This is a genomic window from Acidovorax sp. AC410 (assembly GCF_979253235.1).
Map to the genome: position 1 here is coordinate 205,080 of NZ_CEEDCG010000001.1, position 18,471 is coordinate 223,550.

The 18,471-nt window shown below is 69.2% G+C and carries 15 protein-coding genes; 11 read left to right on the plus strand and 4 right to left on the minus strand.

The genetic code is table 11. From position 1 onward, the window contains the following. Position 1: 1 nt before the first annotated feature. Positions 2–1,450, plus strand: coding sequence for an N-acetylmuramoyl-L-alanine amidase (locus AC0IZS_RS00900; protein WP_471633922.1), 1,449 nt, complete (start codon positions 2–4; stop codon positions 1,448–1,450). 105 nt (positions 1,451–1,555) lie between these two features. Further along, positions 1,556–1,888, plus strand: a complete 333-nt coding sequence (locus tag AC0IZS_RS00905) for a cupin domain-containing protein (RefSeq protein ID WP_471633923.1) — start codon at positions 1,556–1,558, stop codon at positions 1,886–1,888. Positions 1,889–1,890: 2 nt separating this feature from the next. Here AC0IZS_RS00905 and AC0IZS_RS00910 read toward each other — a convergent pair whose 3' ends face one another. Further along, the gene (locus tag AC0IZS_RS00910; protein WP_471633924.1) at positions 1,891–3,474 is read right to left on the minus strand and encodes a methyl-accepting chemotaxis protein; all 1,584 of its coding nucleotides are present in this window, start codon (positions 3,472–3,474) and stop codon (positions 1,891–1,893) included. Between the two features lie 283 nt (positions 3,475–3,757). On the opposite strand from AC0IZS_RS00910, the gene AC0IZS_RS00915 reads away from it, so the two are divergent. Further along, a complete protein-coding gene (locus AC0IZS_RS00915; protein ID WP_471633925.1) occupies positions 3,758–4,003 on the plus strand; it encodes a glycine zipper 2TM domain-containing protein in 246 nt (81 codons plus the stop codon). 86 nt (positions 4,004–4,089) lie between these two features. On the opposite strand, the gene AC0IZS_RS00920 is transcribed toward AC0IZS_RS00915, so the two are convergent. Beyond that, positions 4,090–4,740, minus strand: coding sequence for a DedA family protein (locus AC0IZS_RS00920; RefSeq protein WP_471633926.1), 651 nt, complete (start codon positions 4,738–4,740; stop codon positions 4,090–4,092). 96 nt (positions 4,741–4,836) lie between these two features. Here AC0IZS_RS00920 and mutL point away from each other — a divergent pair, with 96 nt between their 5' ends. Beyond that, positions 4,837–6,846 carry a DNA mismatch repair endonuclease MutL gene (gene mutL / locus AC0IZS_RS00925; protein ID WP_471633927.1) on the plus strand — a complete coding sequence of 670 codons (2,010 nt, stop codon included), beginning with the start codon at positions 4,837–4,839 and terminating at the stop codon, positions 6,844–6,846. Positions 6,847–6,919: 73 nt separating this feature from the next. Then, positions 6,920–7,600, plus strand: coding sequence for a hypothetical protein (locus AC0IZS_RS00930; protein ID WP_471633928.1), 681 nt, complete (start codon positions 6,920–6,922; stop codon positions 7,598–7,600). Between the two features lie 74 nt (positions 7,601–7,674). Here the strand turns inward: AC0IZS_RS00930 and AC0IZS_RS00935 are convergent, their stop codons facing one another. Further along, on the minus strand, positions 7,675–8,844 hold the full coding sequence (locus tag AC0IZS_RS00935) for a glycerophosphodiester phosphodiesterase (protein ID WP_471633929.1): 1,170 nt from the start codon (positions 8,842–8,844) through the stop codon (positions 7,675–7,677). Positions 8,845–9,100: 256 nt separating this feature from the next. On the opposite strand from AC0IZS_RS00935, the gene gdhA reads away from it, so the two are divergent. Both gdhA and AC0IZS_RS00945 read left to right on the plus strand, forming a co-directional pair. Continuing rightward, positions 9,101–10,444: an NADP-specific glutamate dehydrogenase gene (gene gdhA, locus AC0IZS_RS00940; RefSeq protein WP_471633930.1), complete on the plus strand. Its 1,344-nt coding sequence runs from the start codon at positions 9,101–9,103 to the stop codon at positions 10,442–10,444. Between the two features lie 139 nt (positions 10,445–10,583). Next, complete coding sequence (locus tag AC0IZS_RS00945; RefSeq protein WP_471633931.1) at positions 10,584–11,495, plus strand: alpha/beta hydrolase; 912 nt, start codon at positions 10,584–10,586, stop codon at positions 11,493–11,495. Here AC0IZS_RS00945 and AC0IZS_RS00950 read toward each other — a convergent pair. Further along, a complete protein-coding gene (locus AC0IZS_RS00950; RefSeq protein ID WP_471633932.1) occupies positions 11,455–12,816 on the minus strand; it encodes a serine hydrolase domain-containing protein in 1,362 nt (453 codons plus the stop codon). The genes AC0IZS_RS00945 and AC0IZS_RS00950 overlap by 41 nt on opposite strands. A 151-nt stretch (positions 12,817–12,967) precedes the next feature. Here AC0IZS_RS00950 and AC0IZS_RS00955 point away from each other — a divergent pair, with 151 nt between their 5' ends. The 4 genes from AC0IZS_RS00955 to AC0IZS_RS00970 are packed head-to-tail and all read left to right on the plus strand — an operon-like array spanning position 12,968 to position 18,435. Continuing rightward, positions 12,968–14,209: a multidrug effflux MFS transporter gene (locus AC0IZS_RS00955; protein WP_471633933.1), complete on the plus strand. Its 1,242-nt coding sequence runs from the start codon at positions 12,968–12,970 to the stop codon at positions 14,207–14,209. After that, positions 14,196–15,167 carry a tRNA (adenosine(37)-N6)-dimethylallyltransferase MiaA gene (gene miaA, locus AC0IZS_RS00960; protein ID WP_471633934.1) on the plus strand — a complete coding sequence of 324 codons (972 nt, stop codon included), beginning with the start codon at positions 14,196–14,198 and terminating at the stop codon, positions 15,165–15,167. The genes AC0IZS_RS00955 and miaA overlap by 14 nt, the downstream gene beginning before the upstream one ends. Beyond that, positions 15,164–15,820 carry an ABC transporter ATP-binding protein gene (locus AC0IZS_RS00965; RefSeq protein ID WP_471633935.1) on the plus strand — a complete coding sequence of 219 codons (657 nt, stop codon included), beginning with the start codon at positions 15,164–15,166 and terminating at the stop codon, positions 15,818–15,820. The genes miaA and AC0IZS_RS00965 overlap by 4 nt, the downstream gene beginning before the upstream one ends. 20 nt (positions 15,821–15,840) lie before the next feature. Continuing rightward, positions 15,841–18,435, plus strand: coding sequence for an FtsX-like permease family protein (locus tag AC0IZS_RS00970; RefSeq protein WP_471633936.1), 2,595 nt, complete (start codon positions 15,841–15,843; stop codon positions 18,433–18,435). Positions 18,436–18,471: the final 36 nt, after the last annotated feature.

An 18,471-nucleotide genomic window follows, 5' to 3' on the forward strand; every position in this document is an offset into this window, starting at 1 on the left:
AATGAAGCTGCCCGCCCGCCCGGCACCCCGCCAACCGTCTCGCCGCACCCTGCTGCAGACGGGCAGCCTGGTGCTTTTGCTGGGCACACAGCAGATCGCGCGCGGCGCCACCATCCTGGCAGTGCGCGTCTGGCCCGCCCCCGAGTACACACGCGTGACCATCGAGTCCGACGGCAAGCTGGTGGCCAAGCAGTTCTTCGTGACCACGCCGCCGCGCCTGGCAGTGGACATCGAGGGGATCGACCTGAGCCCCGAACTGCGCGAGCTGGTGGCCAAGGTCAAGCCCGACGACCCGAACATCGCCGGCATCCGTGTGGGTCAGAACGCACCCAACGTCGTGCGCCTGGTGGTGGACCTGAAACAGCCTGCCATGCCCCAGGTGTTCACCCTTCCCCCGGTGGCGGCCTACCAGCACCGCCTGGTGTTCGACCTGTACCCTGCCGAGCCTGTGGATCCACTGGAGGCCCTGATCGCCGAGCGCCTGCGCGATACCACGGGGGCCCGTGCCACTGCGCCGGTGGCCGCAGCGCCTGCTCCCGCCACCCGCCCGCCCGGAGCGGCGCCAGCCCCGCCATCGGCCGAGAGCGACCCCCTGGGCGAGCTGATCGCCCAGCGCGCCAACCGCCCCGGCCCGGCGCCGGCCGCCCCCGCAGACCCGGCCCCACCGCCTGCCGTGGCCGTGGCCCCGCCCGCGAAAGGCGGCAACCGCGCCACGTCCACGCAGACCGACCGCATCATCATCGTCGCACTGGACCCCGGCCACGGTGGCGAGGACCCCGGCGCCATCGGGCCCGGCGGCACGCGCGAAAAGGACGTGGTGCTGCGCGTGGCGCACCTGCTGCGCGACCGCATCAACGCCACCACGGTGGGCGGCAATCCCATGCGCGCTTTTCTCACGCGCGATGGCGACTTCTTCGTGCCCCTGGGCACGCGCGTGGAAAAGGCCCGCCGCGTGCAGGCCGACCTGTTCGTGAGCATCCACGCCGATGCCTTCACCACGCCCGCGGCGCGCGGCGCCAGCGTGTTCGCGCTGAGCCAGAGCGGCGCATCGAGCACGGCCGCGCGCTGGCTGGCCAACAAGGAGAACCAGGCCGACCTGGTGGGGGGCCTGAACGTGCAGAGCCAGGACCGCCATGTGCAGCGCATGCTGCTGGACATGAGCACCACGGCGCAGATCAACGACAGCCTCAAGCTCGGCAGCGTGCTGCTGGGCGAGATCGGCAGCATGGCCAAGCTGCACAAGCCGCGCGTGGAGCAGGCCGGCTTCGCCGTGCTCAAGGCACCGGACATTCCCAGCGTGCTGGTGGAGACCGCCTTCATCAGCAACCCCGAGGAAGAGGCCAAGCTGCGCAGCAGCGCCTACCAGGTACAGCTGGCCGACGCGCTGATGCGCGGCATCACGCGCTACTTCGCCAAGAACCCGCCGCTGGCGCGCAGCCGCTCGGTGTAGCGGTGTAGGCCGGCACGCCCTTCACAGGGGTGTGGCTTGCTTCATTCGGCCTTCACGGGCACAGTGGGACCCAACGATCCACGACCCCGGTGAAGGAGAAGAACCATGGCACTGCCCCACGCACAATCCGGAGAAGTGGCCAGCGTGCGCCCCCTGGGCGACCAACTGGCCGGCGCCACCACCTCGGCCATCCTCAAGGCCGGCCAGCTGGAGGTGATGCGCGTGGTGCTGCCCGCGGGCAAGGCCATGCGCGAGCACCAGACCCAGGGCGAGGCCACCGTACAGTGCCTGGAGGGCGCGGTGGAGTTCCACGCCGGCGATTCGGTGCAGCTCATGCAGCCCGGCGACTTCGTGCACCTGGCACCGCGCTCGCCGCACGCGCTCAAGGCGGTCAAGGACTCGTCGGTGCTGCTGACGATCTGCCTGCTGCCAGGCTGAGTTCAGGAAAGCCGGAAGACACTCACGATCTCGGCCAGGCGCGCCGCCTGGTGCTTGAGGCTGTCGGCCGCGGCAGCGCTCTGCTCGACCAGCGCTGCGTTCTGCTGGGTCACCTGGTCGAGCTGGGTCACGGCCTCGCCCACCTGGCCGATGCCGATGGTTTGCTCGCCCGTGGCGCTGGAGATCTCGGCGATCAGATCGCTCACGCGCTGCACCTGGGCCACGATGTCTTCCATGCTGCTGCCGGCATCGGCCACAAGGCGGGTGCCGTTGTCCACACGCTCGGCGCTGGCGCCGATCAGGGACTTGATCTCCTTGGCGGCTTCCGCACTGCGGCCCGCCAGGCTGCGCACCTCGCTGGCGACCACCGCGAACCCACGCCCCTGCTCGCCCGCGCGTGCGGCCTCCACGGCGGCATTGAGCGCCAGGATGTTGGTCTGGAAGGCGATGCCATCGATGACGCTGATGATGTCGGTGATCTTCTTCGATGCCACCGAAATGTCCTGCATGGTGGCCACCACCTGGCCCACCACCTCGCCGCCCTTGACCGCCGCCTGCGATGCGGTGCCGGCCAGCGTGGCCGCCTTGCGTGCGGTATCGGCGTTGTTCTTCACGGTGCTGGTGATCTCTTCCATCGAGGCCGCAGTCTCTTCGAGGTTGCTGGCCTGTTCCTCGGTGCGCTGGCTCAGATCGGCGTTGCCCATGGCGATCTCGCTGGAGCCCGTGGCGATGGAGTCGCTGCTCTGGCGCACGGCGCCCACGATGCGCACCAGCGAGGTCTGCATGTGCTGCATGGCCTGCATCATTTCGGCCACCTCGCCACGCCCCTGCACGGCGATGTGCTGCGACAGGTCGCCCTCGCCGATGTTGCGCGCCACCACAGCCACCCCATGCAACGAAGCGCGGATGCGCCGCACCACCACCCAGGACAGCAGTACCAGCAGCGCCAGGCCCACCACGCCGGCCACCAGCACCATGGTGCGGTAGGAGCGGATCAGCCCCGCCGCCTCGGCCGCCTGGTCGGCCGAGCGCTGGACCTGGTAGGCCACCATCTTGTCGGCCACCGCGTTGTACTGGTTGACCACGGGGACGAAAGTGGACAGGGCAAACGCCTTGGCCGCCGCCATATCCCCGCCTTTCTTGATCGCCAGGGCCTTGTCGCGCGTTTCCAGGTAGGGCTTGCGCACCGTGGCCAGTTCTTCCTGGATGCGCAGCCCCTCGGGACTGGTCTCCAGTTCGGTGTAGCGCTTTTGCACCTGCGAGGTGTCGGCTGTGGTCGCTGCGATCAGGTCTTTGAAGAAATTCTGCAGGTCGTCGCCATCGGACTGCACGACCGAGAACACGCGCGTGGAATTGACCGCGATGTTGCTGCGCCAGCGCAGGGCCAATTGCAGGCGCTCGACCTGTTCGCCGGACAGCTGCTCCACCGTGGCGCCCAGGTGCTGCACGCGCACCAGGCTGAGCGCCAGCACGACGACCAGCACGGCCGCCGCCAGGGCCACGACCAGGCTGATCTGCTGGGCCACGGTGAGCCGGCCTCCCCCGGTACTGTGGCTGTGCGGTGATGGAAGTGCGGGCTTGTCCATGGCGTCTGTCTCCTTGCTTGTTATGGCCGCATCGCGGCAGCAGCTTGTGCTCGAATGAACGCAGCATAACCCTCCCCCGGCACCACCTCGCCATCGAAAAGTGCCTCGCGTTCACATTTTTTGGGGACACGGCGCCCGGACAGGGTCCTACAGCCCCTGCCCCCGGGTACCTACACCGCAAAAATGCCTGGCGCGTGACAGTAGAGGCACAGGTCGAACACCGAAAGCCCCAGGGCTCTTGAAATTCACGGCCTGACTCCACCCACCGCAAAGGAATCCTGCCATGACCACCACCCTTCGAACCCTTCTCGTCGCCGCTTCCGCCACCGCCGCCCTGGCCATGGGCGGTTGTGCCTCCAACCCCACCAACGCACAGGTCGGTACCGGTGTCGGTGCCGTGGTCGGCGGTGTTGCCGGCAACGCCATCTTTGGCGGCCCTGTGGGCACCATCGGCGGTGCCGCTGCCGGGGCCCTGGTGGGCCACGAAATCGGCGAAGACCGCGACCAACGCCACTACTATCGCCGTTGATTTGGAGGGCTGCTCCACAGCCCCCCGACCATGCAAAAAGCGCCGCCATCTCGCGATGGGCGGCGCTTTGCGCAGGGGGCAATGGGTCAGGCCATGGCCTTGGCCTTGCGCCCAGCCCGCCAGGCGCCGAAGATCGCGATCAGCCCGGGGATGAAGATCATGGCCCAGATGATCTTGTCCAGGTTCTCCTTGACCCAGGCGAAGTTGCCGAAGAAGTAGCCCGCCGTGGCGATGCCCAGCACCCACAGCAGCGCACCGCCCACATTGAACGCCGTGAACTTGCCGCGCGACATTTCGGCCACGCCGGCCACGAAGGGCGCAAAGGTGCGGATGAAGGGCATGAAGCGTGCGATCACGATGGTGACGCCGCCGTAGCGCTCATAGAACTCATGCGCCTGGTTGAAGGCTCGGCGGTTGAACCAGCGCGAGTCCTCCCACTGGAACACCTTGGGCCCGAAATAGCGCCCGATGGAGTAGTTGCACTGGTCCCCGAGGATGGCCGCCACGATGAGCACCGCACAGGCCAGCGGAAAGTTCATGAGCCCCGCACCGCACAGCGCGCCCACGATGAACAGCAGCGAGTCGCCGGGCAAAAAGGGCATGACCACCACGCCCGTCTCGACGAAAACGATGATGAACAGCAGCGCATAGACCCAGGGCCCGTAGTTCTGCACGAACATTTCGAGGTACTTGTCCACGTGCAGTATGAAGTCGATCAGGAAGGTGATGAGTTCCATGGGGTCCGGGTCTGGTGAAGGCAGCGCGCATTATCCCCATGGGCATCCAGCCCCTGCTGGCAAGTCCCCACGGCAACCCGACCTAAAATCCATCGGGTGACCTCCACCACCCTGCCCTCCCCCACGGCCGAAACCCCGGCCCGCCGCCCCATCCGCGACCTGCCCGACGAGCTGATCAGCCAGATCGCCGCCGGCGAGGTGGTCGAGCGCCCCGCCTCCGTGGTGCGCGAGCTGGTGGACAACGCGCTGGACGCGGGGGCCACCCAGATCACCGTGCGGCTGTCGGCCGGCGGCGTGCGCCTGATCACGGTGGAAGACGATGGCGGTGGCATCCCGCAGGACGAGCTGCCGGTGGCCCTGCGCCGCCATGCCACGAGCAAGATCACCAACCTCACGGACCTGGAGACCGTGGCCACCATGGGCTTTCGCGGAGAGGCCCTGGCCGCCGTGGCCTCGGTGTCCGAGATGTCGCTGCTGTCGCGCCCGGCCAGCCAGGCCACGGCCTTTCTGCTCGATGCGCGCAGCGGCGAACTGCGCCCGGCCGCCCGCGCCACGGGCACCACGGTGGAGGTCAAGGAACTGTTCTTTTCCACCCCGGCACGGCGCAAGTTCCTCAAGACCGACTCCACCGAGCTCGCGCACTGCATCGAATCCGTGCGCCGCCATGCGCTGGCGCGGCCCGACGTGGGCTTTGCCATCTGGCACGAGGGCAAGCTGGTAGAGCAGTGGCGCGCCACTTTCGTGCCCGGCCAGGGCGATGCGCAGGACGCGCTGGCGCGGCGCCTGTCCGACGTGCTGGGCGAAGACTTCGTCACTGAATCGGTCGCCGTACACCACCGTTCGGGCCCCGTCACCGTGACCGGCCGCGCCGGCCTGCCCGACGCGGCGCGCTCGCGCGCGGACCACCAATACTGCTACGTGAACGGCCGCTTCGTGCGCGACAAGGTGCTCACGCACGCGGCGCGCAGCGCGTATGAAGACGTGCTGCACGGCCACAAGCAGCCGGTATATGCCCTGTACGTGGAGATCGACCCGGCCCGCGTGGACGTGAACGTACACCCCACCAAGATCGAGGTGCGCTTTCGCGACAGCCGCGAGGTGCACCAGGCCGTGCGCCATGCCGTGGAGAATGCCCTGGCCGCCCCGCGCGCTGCCGCATTGGCTGCGGCCGCCCTGGCCGCCGAAACGGCACCGGCGGCCACCGAACCAGCCCCCTTCACCCTGGCCAGGACGCCGCTGCCCGACTGGCGCGCCCAGTCTGCCATGCGCTTCGAGGAGCCCGTGGGCCACCGCGTGACGGACCTGCAGGCCCTGTGGGGTACACCACCTGCCGCCACCCCGGCCCCGTTCACCGGGTTCGACAGCACAAACACCGTGCCAGCGGCACAGGCCGACACGGTGCTCGCAGAACGCCCGGCGCCCGGTGTCGGCAGCATGGCTGCGGCGGCGCCTGCCACCTACCCACAACGCACCTCGGGCGACGCCCCCTTGCCCGTGGGCCGCGATGGCCAGGAATCGGCCTGGCCCCTGGGCCGGGCCGTGGCGCAGCTGCACGGCGTGTACATCCTGGCCGAAAACGCGCAGGGCATGGTCATCGTGGACATGCATGCCGCGCATGAGCGCATCGTCTATGAGCGCCTGAAATCCCAGGTGGACAGCGGCGCACGCATTGCCAGCCAGCCCCTCTTGATCCCGGCCACCTTCGCGGCCACGCCCGAAGAGGTGGCCACGGCCGAGGCCTCGGTGGACGTGCTGGCCATGCTGGGCCTGGAGGTCATGCCCTTCTCGCCCAAGACCCTGGCCGTGCGCGCCGTGCCCACCACGCTGGCCCAGGGCGATGCGGTGGAGCTGGCGCGCAGCGTGCTGGCCGAACTGGCCGCGCACGACGCCACCACCGTGGTGCAGCGCGCGCGCAACGAGATCCTGGGCACCATGGCCTGCCATGGCGCCGTGCGCGCCAACCGCCGGCTCACCATCGACGAAATGAACGCCCTGCTGCGCCAGATGGAAACCACCGACCGGTCCGACCAGTGCAACCATGGCCGCCCCACCTGGCGCCAGTTGTCCATGCGCGAGCTGGACGCGCTGTTCCTGCGCGGACGATAGCCGCAGGCCCGCCACCTGCATAGCCAACGGAGCGGGCCACACCGGCACGCCCCGCAGCCAACCTACAACCACCATGCGCAGCCACCCACCACCGACGGGCTTTTCCCGACTCCCCCGACGAGTCCGCTGGTGGGGCACTGCCGCCGCCCTGGCCATGGTGCTGCCCGCAGAGGCCGGACGACCGTTGAGCGTGGACGATGCGGGCGTCGCTGAACAGGGAGCAGGCCAGCTGGAAGCATGGTGGGAAGGCCCGCGTGGCACCAGGGGCAGCGCCTACCTCGCCCCGGCCTATTCGCCCCTGGAGGGGGTGGAACTGGGCGGTCTGCTGGCACGCGACTACGTGGGCCACACCACCCTGCAGGGCCTGCAGGCCAAATGGCTGTGGAGCCCGTCGCAGGAGCAGGGCTGCAACGCCGCCAGCAGTGTCGGGCTACTGCACGCCCGCCACGCCGCCGGCAGCACCCTGGCACTGAACCTGATCGGAACCTGCGCCACCACCTGGGGTGCCCTGCACGCCAACCTGGGCGCACTGCGCATGCCACAGCGGCACTGGACTCCCGCCTGGGGCTTCGCCGTGGAGCACCCACTCGGCCCCGTCACCGTGCATGCCGAAGCCTTCGGCCAGCGCAGCAGTGCCCCCACCTTCCAGGCAGGTGCCCGCTGGGAATGGACGCCGCAGTGGCAAATCGACGGCAGCATAGGCCGACAGCAGGGCCGCACGCTGCTGAGCGTGGGTTTGCGGCGCGGTTTCTGACAGAGGCGCCCCCGCGCCAAGAAAAAAGCCCGCACGTGGCGGGCTTTCCTGGCTCAGAGCCACCGCAACACAGCTCAATTGTCGCGAGCCGCCTTGGCCTGGTCGGGGAAGTCGCTGAACAGCCCGTCCACACCCAGGTTGAAGAACAGCTTGTACTCGGCCTTGGGGTCGCCCTTGAAGTCCGATGCGAGCTGCTTGGGCTCGCTGCGGAAGGTGTAGGGGTGCACGAACAGGCCCTCGGCGTGGGCGCTCTTCACCACGTCGGTCGGGGGCATCATCACGCGGTCGCGGTTGTCGATGAGGCCGTCGCCGTTCAGGTCGTCGGGCTTGCCGTCGTTGTTGGCATCCACCTGCTTGGAAGGGATCAGGTAGGGCTTCCAGGGGCCGATGCCGTCGGCGTAGGTCTTCACTTCCTTCAAGCCGGCGGGGGTCAGCAGGCTGGCGAAGGTGCGGGCATCGCCGGCCACGGCGAAGTCGTACGGCTTGTCGTAAGGGGCCACCAGCGACATGCTGCCGTCGGCCTTCACGTCATCCGCGTCCACCAGCTGCACCAGGCGCACCTGGGTCTTGCTGCGCAGGTACTTGAGGTTCGCGACCTCGAACGACTGGATGATCACCGGCGAGTTCTTGGCCGTGTAGCCGTTCTTGGCCAGGATGGACAGCAGGCGATCTTCGAGCGCCAGGTTCAGGCCCACATGGTAGGTGGGGTGCTTGGTCTCGGTGTACACGCCCACAGTGCGGTTGGCCTTGGCGCCTTCGGTCTTGGCCAGCTCGATGATCTCCTCGTAGGTGGGGATCTGGAACTTGCCGTTGTTGGACTGGTCACGGTCGGCCATGGGCTGGATGGCGCGCAGGGTCTTGATCTCGGCCAGGGTGAAGTCGCTGGCGAACCAGCCTTCTTCCTTCAAGCCGTCCACGGTCTTCTGGGTCTTGCGGCTGGCGAACTCGGGGCGCTGCGAGACGTCGGTGGTGGCCGTGATGTTGGGCTCGTGGCGCGCGATCAGCACACCGTCCTTGGTGGCCACGAGATCGGGCTCGATGAAGTCGGCGCCCAGCTCGATGGCACGGCGGTAGCTCTCCAGCGTGTGCTCGGGCAGGTAGCCGCTGGCACCGCGGTGACCGACGACCAGGGGCGTGGCGCCATTGAGCGTGGGGTACTTGGAATCGTTGTCGCCACCGCAGGCCGTGAGTGCCAGGGCTGCGATCAGCGCCAGGGGAGCGGTCTTCAAACCGTTGTTGTGCATCGTCTTCTCCTCATTCATGGATTGGAATCGCCGAACTGTGGGGTCGGCGTGTGACATCTGCATGACGCGCTGCAGCACGGTACGTGGCATCTGCAACACACAACACCATTGCCTCAAATTGGTGCAATCAAAGCGTCATAATCCCCAAAACCATGCATTGGCATGCATGATGTCATGTTTTTATGACATAACCAAGCTGTCCGGGCCTTTGCCGGGCTTCTCCAACCCTCTCTTTCTAGAAAGACATCTCTCTGACATGAAGCACGAGTCCGCAGGCAGTTTCCTGGCGCAGGTGGCGCAGCGCAACCCCCACCAACCCGAGTTCTTGCAAGCCGTTACAGAAGTCACGGAAAGTCTCTGGCCTTTCATCGCCCAGCACCCGCGCTACGCCGAACACGGCCTGCTGGAGCGCCTGGTGGAGCCCGAGCGCGTGGTGATGTTCCGCGTCTCCTGGGTGGACGACCACGGCACGGTGCAGGTCAACCGCGGCTACCGCATCCAGCACAGCATGGCCATCGGCCCCTACAAGGGCGGCCTGCGCTTCCACCCCTCGGTGAATCTGTCGGTGCTCAAGTTCCTGGCGTTCGAGCAGACCTTCAAGAACGCCCTGACCACCCTGCCCATGGGCGGCGGCAAGGGCGGCTCCGACTTCGACCCCAAAGGCAAGAGCCCCGGCGAGGTGATGCGCTTTTGCCAGGCCTTCGTTTCGGAACTGTTCCGCCATGTGGGCGCGGACACCGATGTGCCGGCCGGTGACATCGGCGTGGGTGGGCGCGAAGTGGGCTTCATGGCCGGCATGATGAAGAAGCTCAGCAACCGGGCCGACTGCGTGTTCACGGGCAAGGGCCTGTCGTTTGGCGGCTCGCTGGTGCGCCCCGAGGCCACGGGCTACGGCACGGTCTACTTCGCGGCCGAGATGCTCAAGCAGCGGGGCCGCAGTTTCGACGGCCTGCGCGTCTCGGTCTCCGGTTCGGGCAACGTGGCCCAGTACGCAGTGGAAAAGGCGCTGGAGCTCGGTGCCAGGGTGGTCACGGTGTCCGACTCCAGCGGCACCATCATCGACGAGGAGGGCTTCACCACCGAGAAGCTCGCCATCCTGATGGACGTTAAGAACCACCACTACGGCCGCGTGAGCGACTATGCGGCCCGCACGGGGGCGAAGTTCGAGGCCGGCGTGCGCCCCTGGCATGTGCCGGTGGACGTGGCCCTGCCCTGCGCCACCCAGAACGAGCTGGACGCGGACGACGCGGCCGTGCTGATCCGTAACGGCGTGGTCTGCGTGGCCGAGGGCGCCAACATGCCCTCGACCATCGAGGCCGCCAAGGCCTTCGAGGCCGCTGGCGTTCTGTACGCCCCTGGCAAGGCCAGCAACGCGGGGGGTGTGGCCACCTCGGGCCTGGAGATGAGCCAGAACGCGGCCCGACTGTCCTGGCCGCGCGAAGAGGTCGATGCACGGCTGCTGCAGATCATGCAGGGCATCCATGCCGCCTGCCTGCGCTACGGCAAGCGCGCCGATGGCAGCGTGAGCTATGTGGACGGCGCCAACGTGGCGGGCTTTGTGAAGGTGGCCGATGCGATGCTGGCGCAGGGCGTGGTGTAAGCCGTAACAGCGTCCAAAATCCCGCCAAAAGCGGGAAATAGGTAACAAAAGGGAGGCTTGGCCTCCCTTTTGCGTAACAGGCACGATGCATGCAATAGAAAGCAGAACTTTCTGGCACGCACACGAGTCAGTCCCACCCATGAAACGCACCGCCCTCCTGCTCTCCCTGGTGCTGGCCCTGGCGGTCAGCGCAGGTTGTTCCACCCTGGATTCCAAGCAGCGTGAATGGATCTTTCAGCCCAGCAACCGCAGCTGGGGCGGCACGGGGGTCACCGAAGGCATGCAGGACGTGTGGATCGACTTCGCATCGCGCGCCACGGGCAAGGCCGAGCGCCTGCATGGGCTGTGGATGCCGGCCGAGCGGGCCGATGCACCGGTGCTGCTGTACCTGCACGGTGCGCGCTGGAACGTGGCCGGCTCGTCGCCCCGCATCCGGCGCATGCACGCGCTCGGTTTTTCGGTGCTGGCCATCGACTACCGGGGTTTCGGCCAGAGCAGCGCGGGCCTGCCCTCGGAGGCCATGGCTGCCGAGGACGCGCACGCCGCCTGGGACTGGCTTGGCGAGCGCCACCCCACGGCGGCGCGCTACATCTTCGGCCACTCGCTGGGCGGGGCCATCGCCATCGACCTGGCCCGCGAGGTCAAGGACGAAAAGGGCGTGATGGTGGAAGGCACCTTCACCAGCATCGCCGAGGTGATCAGCACCTTCAAATGGGGCTGGCTGCCGGTGTCGGCACTGATCACCCAGCGTTTCGAATCGGTGCGCAAGGTGCCCCAGATCGGCTCACCACTGCTGGTGGTGCATGGCAGCCAGGACAGCCTGATCGCCCCGGCGCTGGGGCGCAAGCTCTACGAGGCCGCCCAGGAGCCCAAGCGCTTCGTGCTGGTGGAGGGGGGCTCGCACCACAACACCAACGACGTGGGCATGGACCTCTACCGCGAGGCCCTGGTCTCGCTGTTCCGCCTCACGCCCCCCGGCTACGAGGGCGATCCTGCGCCCGTCGTGGGCCTCAACGACGCACCGCTTGCGCCAGCGCCGACCACGCCTTGAGCGTGAGCGCATGCGTGGCAGCCGCGCTGGCCACAGGGTGCGAGGAGAGCTTGACGACCACCATCTCGGCCGCCGGGTTCACATGCACCATCTGGCCATGGATGCCTGAGGCCTCGTAGGCGCCGTCGGCGTTGTGCAGCACCCACCACTGGTTGCGGTAGCTGTAGCCGGGCCGCGCGGTCTGGATGCCGCGGAACTGGAACCTGGTGCGGTCGCCGCCCTTGGCCGTGTCGTCGATCACGGCCTTGTCGAAGACCTTCTGGCCGTTGAAGCTGCCGCCCTGGCGCAGCATCTCGCCGAAGCGCGCCAGGTCGCGCGCCGTAGCGTTCAGGCCCGCGCCCTGCAGCGGCGTGCCCACGCTGTCCACCATGACATGCGCGTCCTCCTCCATGCCCAGCTTCTGCCAGATGTTCTCGCCCATGAGCTCGGCCCAGTGCCTGCCCGTGGCGCGCGAGACGATCCAGCCCAGCACCTCGGAATGCACGGTGCGGTAGACGAAACCCTCGCCGTGCTCGCCCTCCTTCTTCAGGGTCTTGAGGAAGTCATAAATGTTGGTCGCCCCCTGGTAGCCCGGTGGGCGCGGCAGCATGCCGGCGGACCAGCTGTAGCCGAAGATCTCGGTGGTCGGGTCGGTGTACACCTCGCGAAAGCGCACGGCCCCGGTCATGTCCATGACCTCGCGCACCTTCATGTCGCCCCAGGCCGAATCGGCCAGCTCAGGCACGTATTTCGTGACCAGCGCTTCGGGGTCGATCTTGCCCTCGTGCGCCAACTGCGCCGCCATCAGCCCGGTGAAGGACTTGGTGACCGAGAACAGCAGGTGCGGCGTCCAGGGCTTCATCTGGTTGTCGTAGCGCTCGTAGACCACCTTGCCCTTGTGCAGCACGACGATGGCATCCGTGTAGGTGCGCGTGAGCCACTGGTCCACCGTGATGGGCTGGCCCTTGTCGTCGTCGAACGAGAACGCGCCCAGCGGGCGCGGATCGGCCGGCAGCGCCGATGCGGGGGCCGCGCCGCGGCGGATGTTGCGTGTGGGCTGCAGCTCGCGCAAGTGCTGCAGCGCCCAGCGCATCTGCGGGTACTTGTAGGAGTTGCTCAGGTCCACACGCTGCGCACCCTCGGGCGGGAAAGTGCCCATGTAGCCCAGCTTGTCGAGCGAGACCGATTCGGGTGCCGGCAGGGCCGGCGCCGCAGCGGGGGCCTGTGCGTGGGCGGCCGCCAGGGTCGCACCCAGCACCATACCCAGCGCCGCACGGGCCAGGGTGGTCAGGGGGCTGCGAAATGGGGAAGGGGTCGAGGGGTGATTGCTGCTGCAATGCATGCGCTTGTCTCCTGTTGTTGGGGTGGTAGGGGCCTGGCGTTCAGTGCCGCGATGCACTGTAGGGCCCGCATTTGCCTGCCAATGTCGTGCAAGCGACGCGAAAGCCCCGTGCTCGGGTTTGTCCCGACCCATCTGGTACGCTCAGACAGATATGTCTGCCCCCTTCGCCACCGCCGGCCATCCGGCCGCGCCCGCTGCCATTGCCCCGGCGCTGGCCATCCTGATCCTGGCCGCGCTGCTGAGCATCCAGCCCGTCACCACCGACCTGTACCTGCCGGCGCTGCCGGCGCTCACGCGCAGCCTGGGCTCGTCCGTGTCCGTGGCCCAGCTCACGCTCAGCGGCCTGCTGCTGGCCTTCGGCTCCTCGCAGCTGGTCTGGGGTCCTTTGTCGGATCGCTTCGGCCGCCGGCCCATCCTGCTGGTGGGCCTGTCCATCTATACCGTGGCATCCGTGGGCAGCGTGCTGGCGCCCAGCATGTCGCTGCTGATCCTGTGGCGCATCGCCCAGGGGGCGGCCATGGGCTCGGTGGTGATGTGCGCGCGCGCCATCGTGCGCGACCTGTACACCCCGCTGGAGGGTGCGCGCGCCATGTCCAAGGCGCTCACCGGCCTGGGCTTCGTGGCCTGCATCTGCGCGCCGCTGGGCGGCCTGCTGGCCGAGTGGCTGGGCTGGCGTGCCTCACTCTCGGCCCTCACGGTGTATGCCGTGGCCACGCTGGCCCTGGTGGCCCTGCGCCTGCCCGAGACCCTGGTACACCGCAACCCGCGGGCCCTGCAGCCCCGCACCCTGGTGGCCACCTGGCTGCAGGTGCTGCGCCACCCGACCTTCTGGGCCTTCTCACTGCAGACCACGGCCACCTATGGCGGGCTGTTCACCTTTCTGGCCTCCTCGTCCTTCGTGTTCATCGACGTGCTGGGCCTGTCGCGCACGCAGTACGGCGGGGCCATGGCATCGGCCTGCGTGGCCTACTTTGCCGGCACCTTCCTGTGCCGCAGGCTGCTGGCGCGCTTCGGCCTCAAGCGCTCGGTGGCCATTGCGGGCGGCCTGAGCCTGGCGGGGGGCACGCTGATGGGGCTGGTGGCCTTCATGGGCTGGCACCACCCCGTGGCACTGCTGCTGCCGTTCTCCCTGTTCATGCTGGCCCATGGAATCCACCAGCCCTGCGGGCAGAGCGGCGCCGTGGGGCCGTTTCCCCAGGCGGCGGGCGTGGCCTCGGCGCTCAATGGTTTCATGATGATGCTGGCGGCCTTCGGCATCGGCGCCTGGCTGGGCCTGCGCCTGGATGGCACGGTGTGGCCGCTGGTCAACGGCATCTGGTTCTGGTCGGTGGTGCTGGCCTTGCTCTCGTGGACGCTGGTGCAGAAATTCGGAGACCCGGGTGAGCGCGCCTGAGCACCTTCCAGCCATTGCGCTGGCCGGCCCCACGGCCTCGGGCAAGACCGCCGGCGCCCTGGCGCTGGCGGCCGTGCTGGCGCCGCGCATGTCGGTGGAGATCATCAGCGTGGACTCGGCCCTGGTCTACCGCGGCATGGACATCGGCACCGCCAAGCCCACGGTGGACGAGCTGGCTGCCGTGCCGCACCACCTGATCGACATCCGCGATCCGCTGCAGGCTTACAGTGCGGCCGAGTTCGTGCAGGACGCCACCCGGCTCATCGCCGAGGTCCGCGCACGTGGCGCACTGCCGCTGCTGGTGGGCGGCACCATGCTCTACTTCAAGGCGCTGTTCGACGGCATCGACGACATGCCTGCCGCCGACCCTGCCGTGCGCGAACGGCTCGAAGCCCAGGCCGCCGAGCAGGGCTGGCCCGCGCTGCATGCCGAACTCGCGCGCGTGGACCCGGTCACCGCCGCGCGGCTGGCGCCGGCCGACAGCCAGCGCATCCAGCGCGCGCTGGAGGTCTGGCATGTCTCGGGCCGGCCGCTGTCGAGCTTTCACCTGGCCAAGGACCGCGCGCCCAGCCCCCTGGCGGCCAGCACCGCCCTGTTCAGCCTGGAGCCCGGGGACCGCGCCTGGCTGCATGCGCGCATCGCCCTGCGCTTCGATGCCATGCTCGCAGCCGGCTTTCTGGAGGAGGTGAAAGCTCTGCACGCGCGCGGCGACCTGCACCCGGACCTGCCCTCCATGCGCTGCGTGGGCTACCGCCAGGCCTGGGAAAGCCTGTACGGCCCCTTCCCCCTGGACAGCCTGCGCGAGCGCGGCATTGCCGCCACGCGCCAGTTGGCCAAGCGCCAGATCACCTGGCTGCGCAGCATGCCCGCGCGCCATGCCATCGCCTGCGACCAGCCCGATGCCACGGCCGCGCTGGTGCAGGCCGTGCTGGCCCGGCTGGATACTGCGGCGCCATGACGGCCACCCTCACCGTCAGCGGACTGGGCAAGCACTATGGCGAGGCCACGGTGTTCGCCGGTGTCGACTTTGCCGTGCAGCCCGGTGAGTTCGTGGCCATCGTGGGCGACTCGGGGGTGGGCAAGTCCACCCTGCTCAACTGCCTGGCGGGCCTGGATACCTGGGACACCGGGCGCATCACGCACGGCAGCACCGACCTGGGCGCGCTCGACGACACGGCGCGCGCCCTGTGGCGGCGCGTACACGTGGGCTTCGTGTTCCAGGCCTTCCACGTGCTGCCGCACCTGGACGTGGCGCAGAACGTGGCCTTGCCGCTGATGCTGCTGGGCCAGAACGATGCCGCGCGCGTGCAGCAGATGCTCACGGCCGTGGGCCTGGTGGACCTGGGCAGGCGCCTGCCCCAGCAGCTCAGCGGCGGCCAGTTGCAGCGCGTGGCCATTGCCCGCGCCCTGGTGCACCGCCCGGCCCTGCTGCTGGCCGACGAACCCACGGGCAACCTGGACCCCACCACCGCCGCGCGGGTGATGGACCTGCTGCTTGCGCAGACGCGCGAGCACGGCGCTTCGCTGGTGCTGGTCACACATTCGGACGCAGCCGCCGCACGCGCCGACCGGGTGCTGCGGCTCACCAGCGACGGCATCGGCGCGGGCTGACACCGCTGCCACAGCCCGCCATGCTTGCCCTGCTGCGCACCTTCTCCTGGCAGGACCTGCGCCACCACCCCTGGCGCAGCCTGGCGGCCGTGATCGCGGTGATGCTGGGCGTGGCGCTGGCGTTCGCGGTGCATGTGATCAATGCCTCTGCGCTGGACGAGTTCTCGCAGGCGGTGCGTGCCGTCAACGGCCAGCCCGACCTGGAGCTGCGCGCCATGCAGGGCCACCTGGACGAGGCCTGGTACGAACGCATCGCCACGCACCCGCAGGTGGCACGGGCCAGCCCGGTGCTGGAGCTGTCTGCCGTGGCGGCGCCCGCAGGCGCGTCGGGGGCCCAGGCCGCGCGCGTGCCGCTGCGCGTGCTGGGGGCCGATGCCCTGCTGTTGCACGGCATGGCCCCGGCACTCATGCCGCGCCCCTGGGCCCAGGCAGACCGCTTTGCACTGTTCGCGCCAGCCACGGTGTTCCTCAATGCCTCGGCGCTGCAGGCGCTCGGTCTGTCGACCACCGCCCCGGCCGATGCGAACGCCCAATTGCCACAGATCACGCTGCACACCGGCCAGCAACGCCTGGCCGTGCGCGTGGCAGGCACCGTGGGCGCAGGCGGCGCGCCGCTGGCGGTGATGGACATCGGCGCCGCGCAGGACCTGTTCGGCCGTGGCGGGCAACTGAGCCGCATCGACCTGCAATTGCAGACCGGCAGCGACCGCACGGCCTTCGCGCAGGGTCTGCGCGCCCTGCCCGACTGGCCGGCGCAGGCCATGCTGGCCGAGCCCGGCGATGCGGCTCAGCGCATCAGCAACCTGTCGCGTGCCTACCGCGTCAACCTCACGGTGCTGGCGCTGGTGGCGCTGTTCACGGGCGCCTTTCTGGTGTTCTCGGTGCTGGCGCTCAGCGTGGCCCAGCGCGGGCCGCAGTTCGCGTTGCTGGCCGTGCTCGGTGCCACGCCGCGCCAGCGCCTGGCCCTGGTGCTGGCCGAATCGGCGGCGCTGGGGGTGGTGGGCAGCGTGGCCGGCATCGCTTTGGGCACGGGCCTGGCCGCGGCGGCGCTGCGCCTGCTGGGCGGTGACCTGGGCGGCGGCTATTTCGCGGGCGTGCAGCCGGCGCTGCAATGGAGCGCGCCAGCCGCCGCCATTTACGGTGCGCTGGGCATTGCGGCGGCCTTGGCCGGTGGCTGGTGGCCCGCGCGCGCTGCGCAAACGCTGCCTCCGGCGCAGACCCTCAAGGGCCTGGGCAGCGCCAGCACCGGGGCCGACCGGGGCACCGTGGGCCTGGCCTTGGTGGTTGGGGGCGTAGCGCTGTCGTTCGCGCCACCCGTGGCGGGCATTCCGCTGGCGGCCTATGGCGCCATTGCCCTGTTGCTGGTGGGCGGCATCGCCCTGCTGCCGCGCGGCATGGCGGCGCTGCTGGCACGCCTGCAGCCATTGGCTGCAAGGCGCGCCCTGCCCCTGCTGGCGCTGGAGCGCGCGCGCCGCATGCGCGGCAGCGCCGCCATCGCCGTAGGCGGCGTGGTGGCCAGCCTGAGCCTGGCCGTGGCGCTGACGGTGATGGTGTCGAGCTTTCGCGGCTCGGTCGCGCAGTGGCTCGATGGGGTGCTGCCCTCGCCGCTGTATGTGCGCTCGGCCCTGGGCGGGGCGGGCAGCGAGGCGGCGTTGTTGCCCGCCGGCTTTGCCGAGGCCGTGGCGCAGTTGCCGGGCATAGCGCGCGTGCAGCCGCTGCGTGCCAGCCCGCTGCAGCTCGACCCCGCGCGCCCGGCGCTCATGCTCATCAGCCGCCCGCTGGGCGCCGACCCGGCGCGCCAACTGCCCCTGGTCGGCACGGCCTTGCCGGTACCGTCCGGCAGCCTGGGCATCTACATCAGCGAAGCCGTGGTGGACCTGTATGGACTGGCACCCGGCATGCAATGGGATGGTCTGTCGCGCGCCTTCAGCACCCGGGTGGAGGCACCGCGCTTCTTCATCGCCGGGGTCTGGCGCGACTATGCGCGCCAGTCGGGTGCGGTGGCGCTGGACCGCGCGGACTACCTGCGCCTCACGGGCGATGCGCGCACCAGCGACCTGGCGCTGTGGCCGCGCGAGGGCACCGACCTGGCGGCGCTGCAGCAGGCCATCCGCGACCTGGCGGCGGTCCGTGGCGCAGGGGAGCTGCCCCTGGAGTTCATGTCCGCCGGCGCGATCCGCGAGCGCTCGCTGCACATCTTTGATCGCAGCTTCGCCGTCACCTACTGGCTGCAGGCGGTGGCCATCGGCATCGGCCTGTTCGGCGTGGCGGCAAGCTTCAGTGCCCAGGTGCTGGCGCGGCGCAAGGAGTTCGGGCTGCTGGCGCACCTGGGCCTTACGCGCCGCCAGATCCTGGCCGTGGTGGCGGCCGAGGGCGCGGCCTGGACCGGGGTGGGCGCGGTCGCCGGCGTGCTGCTGGGCCTGGCCGTGTCGGTGGTGCTGGTGCACGTGGTGAATCCGCAGAGCTTTCACTGGACCATGGACCTGCGCATTCCGGGCTGGCGCCTGGCGGCGCTGTGCGCGGCCGTGGTGGTCTCTGGCACGGTGACTGCCTGGCTGGCCGGGCGGGCCGCCGCAGGGCGCGACGCGGTGATGGCCGTCAAGGAAGACTGGTAAGAACCTGTGTGGACAGCGGGCACTGCGAGACAATCC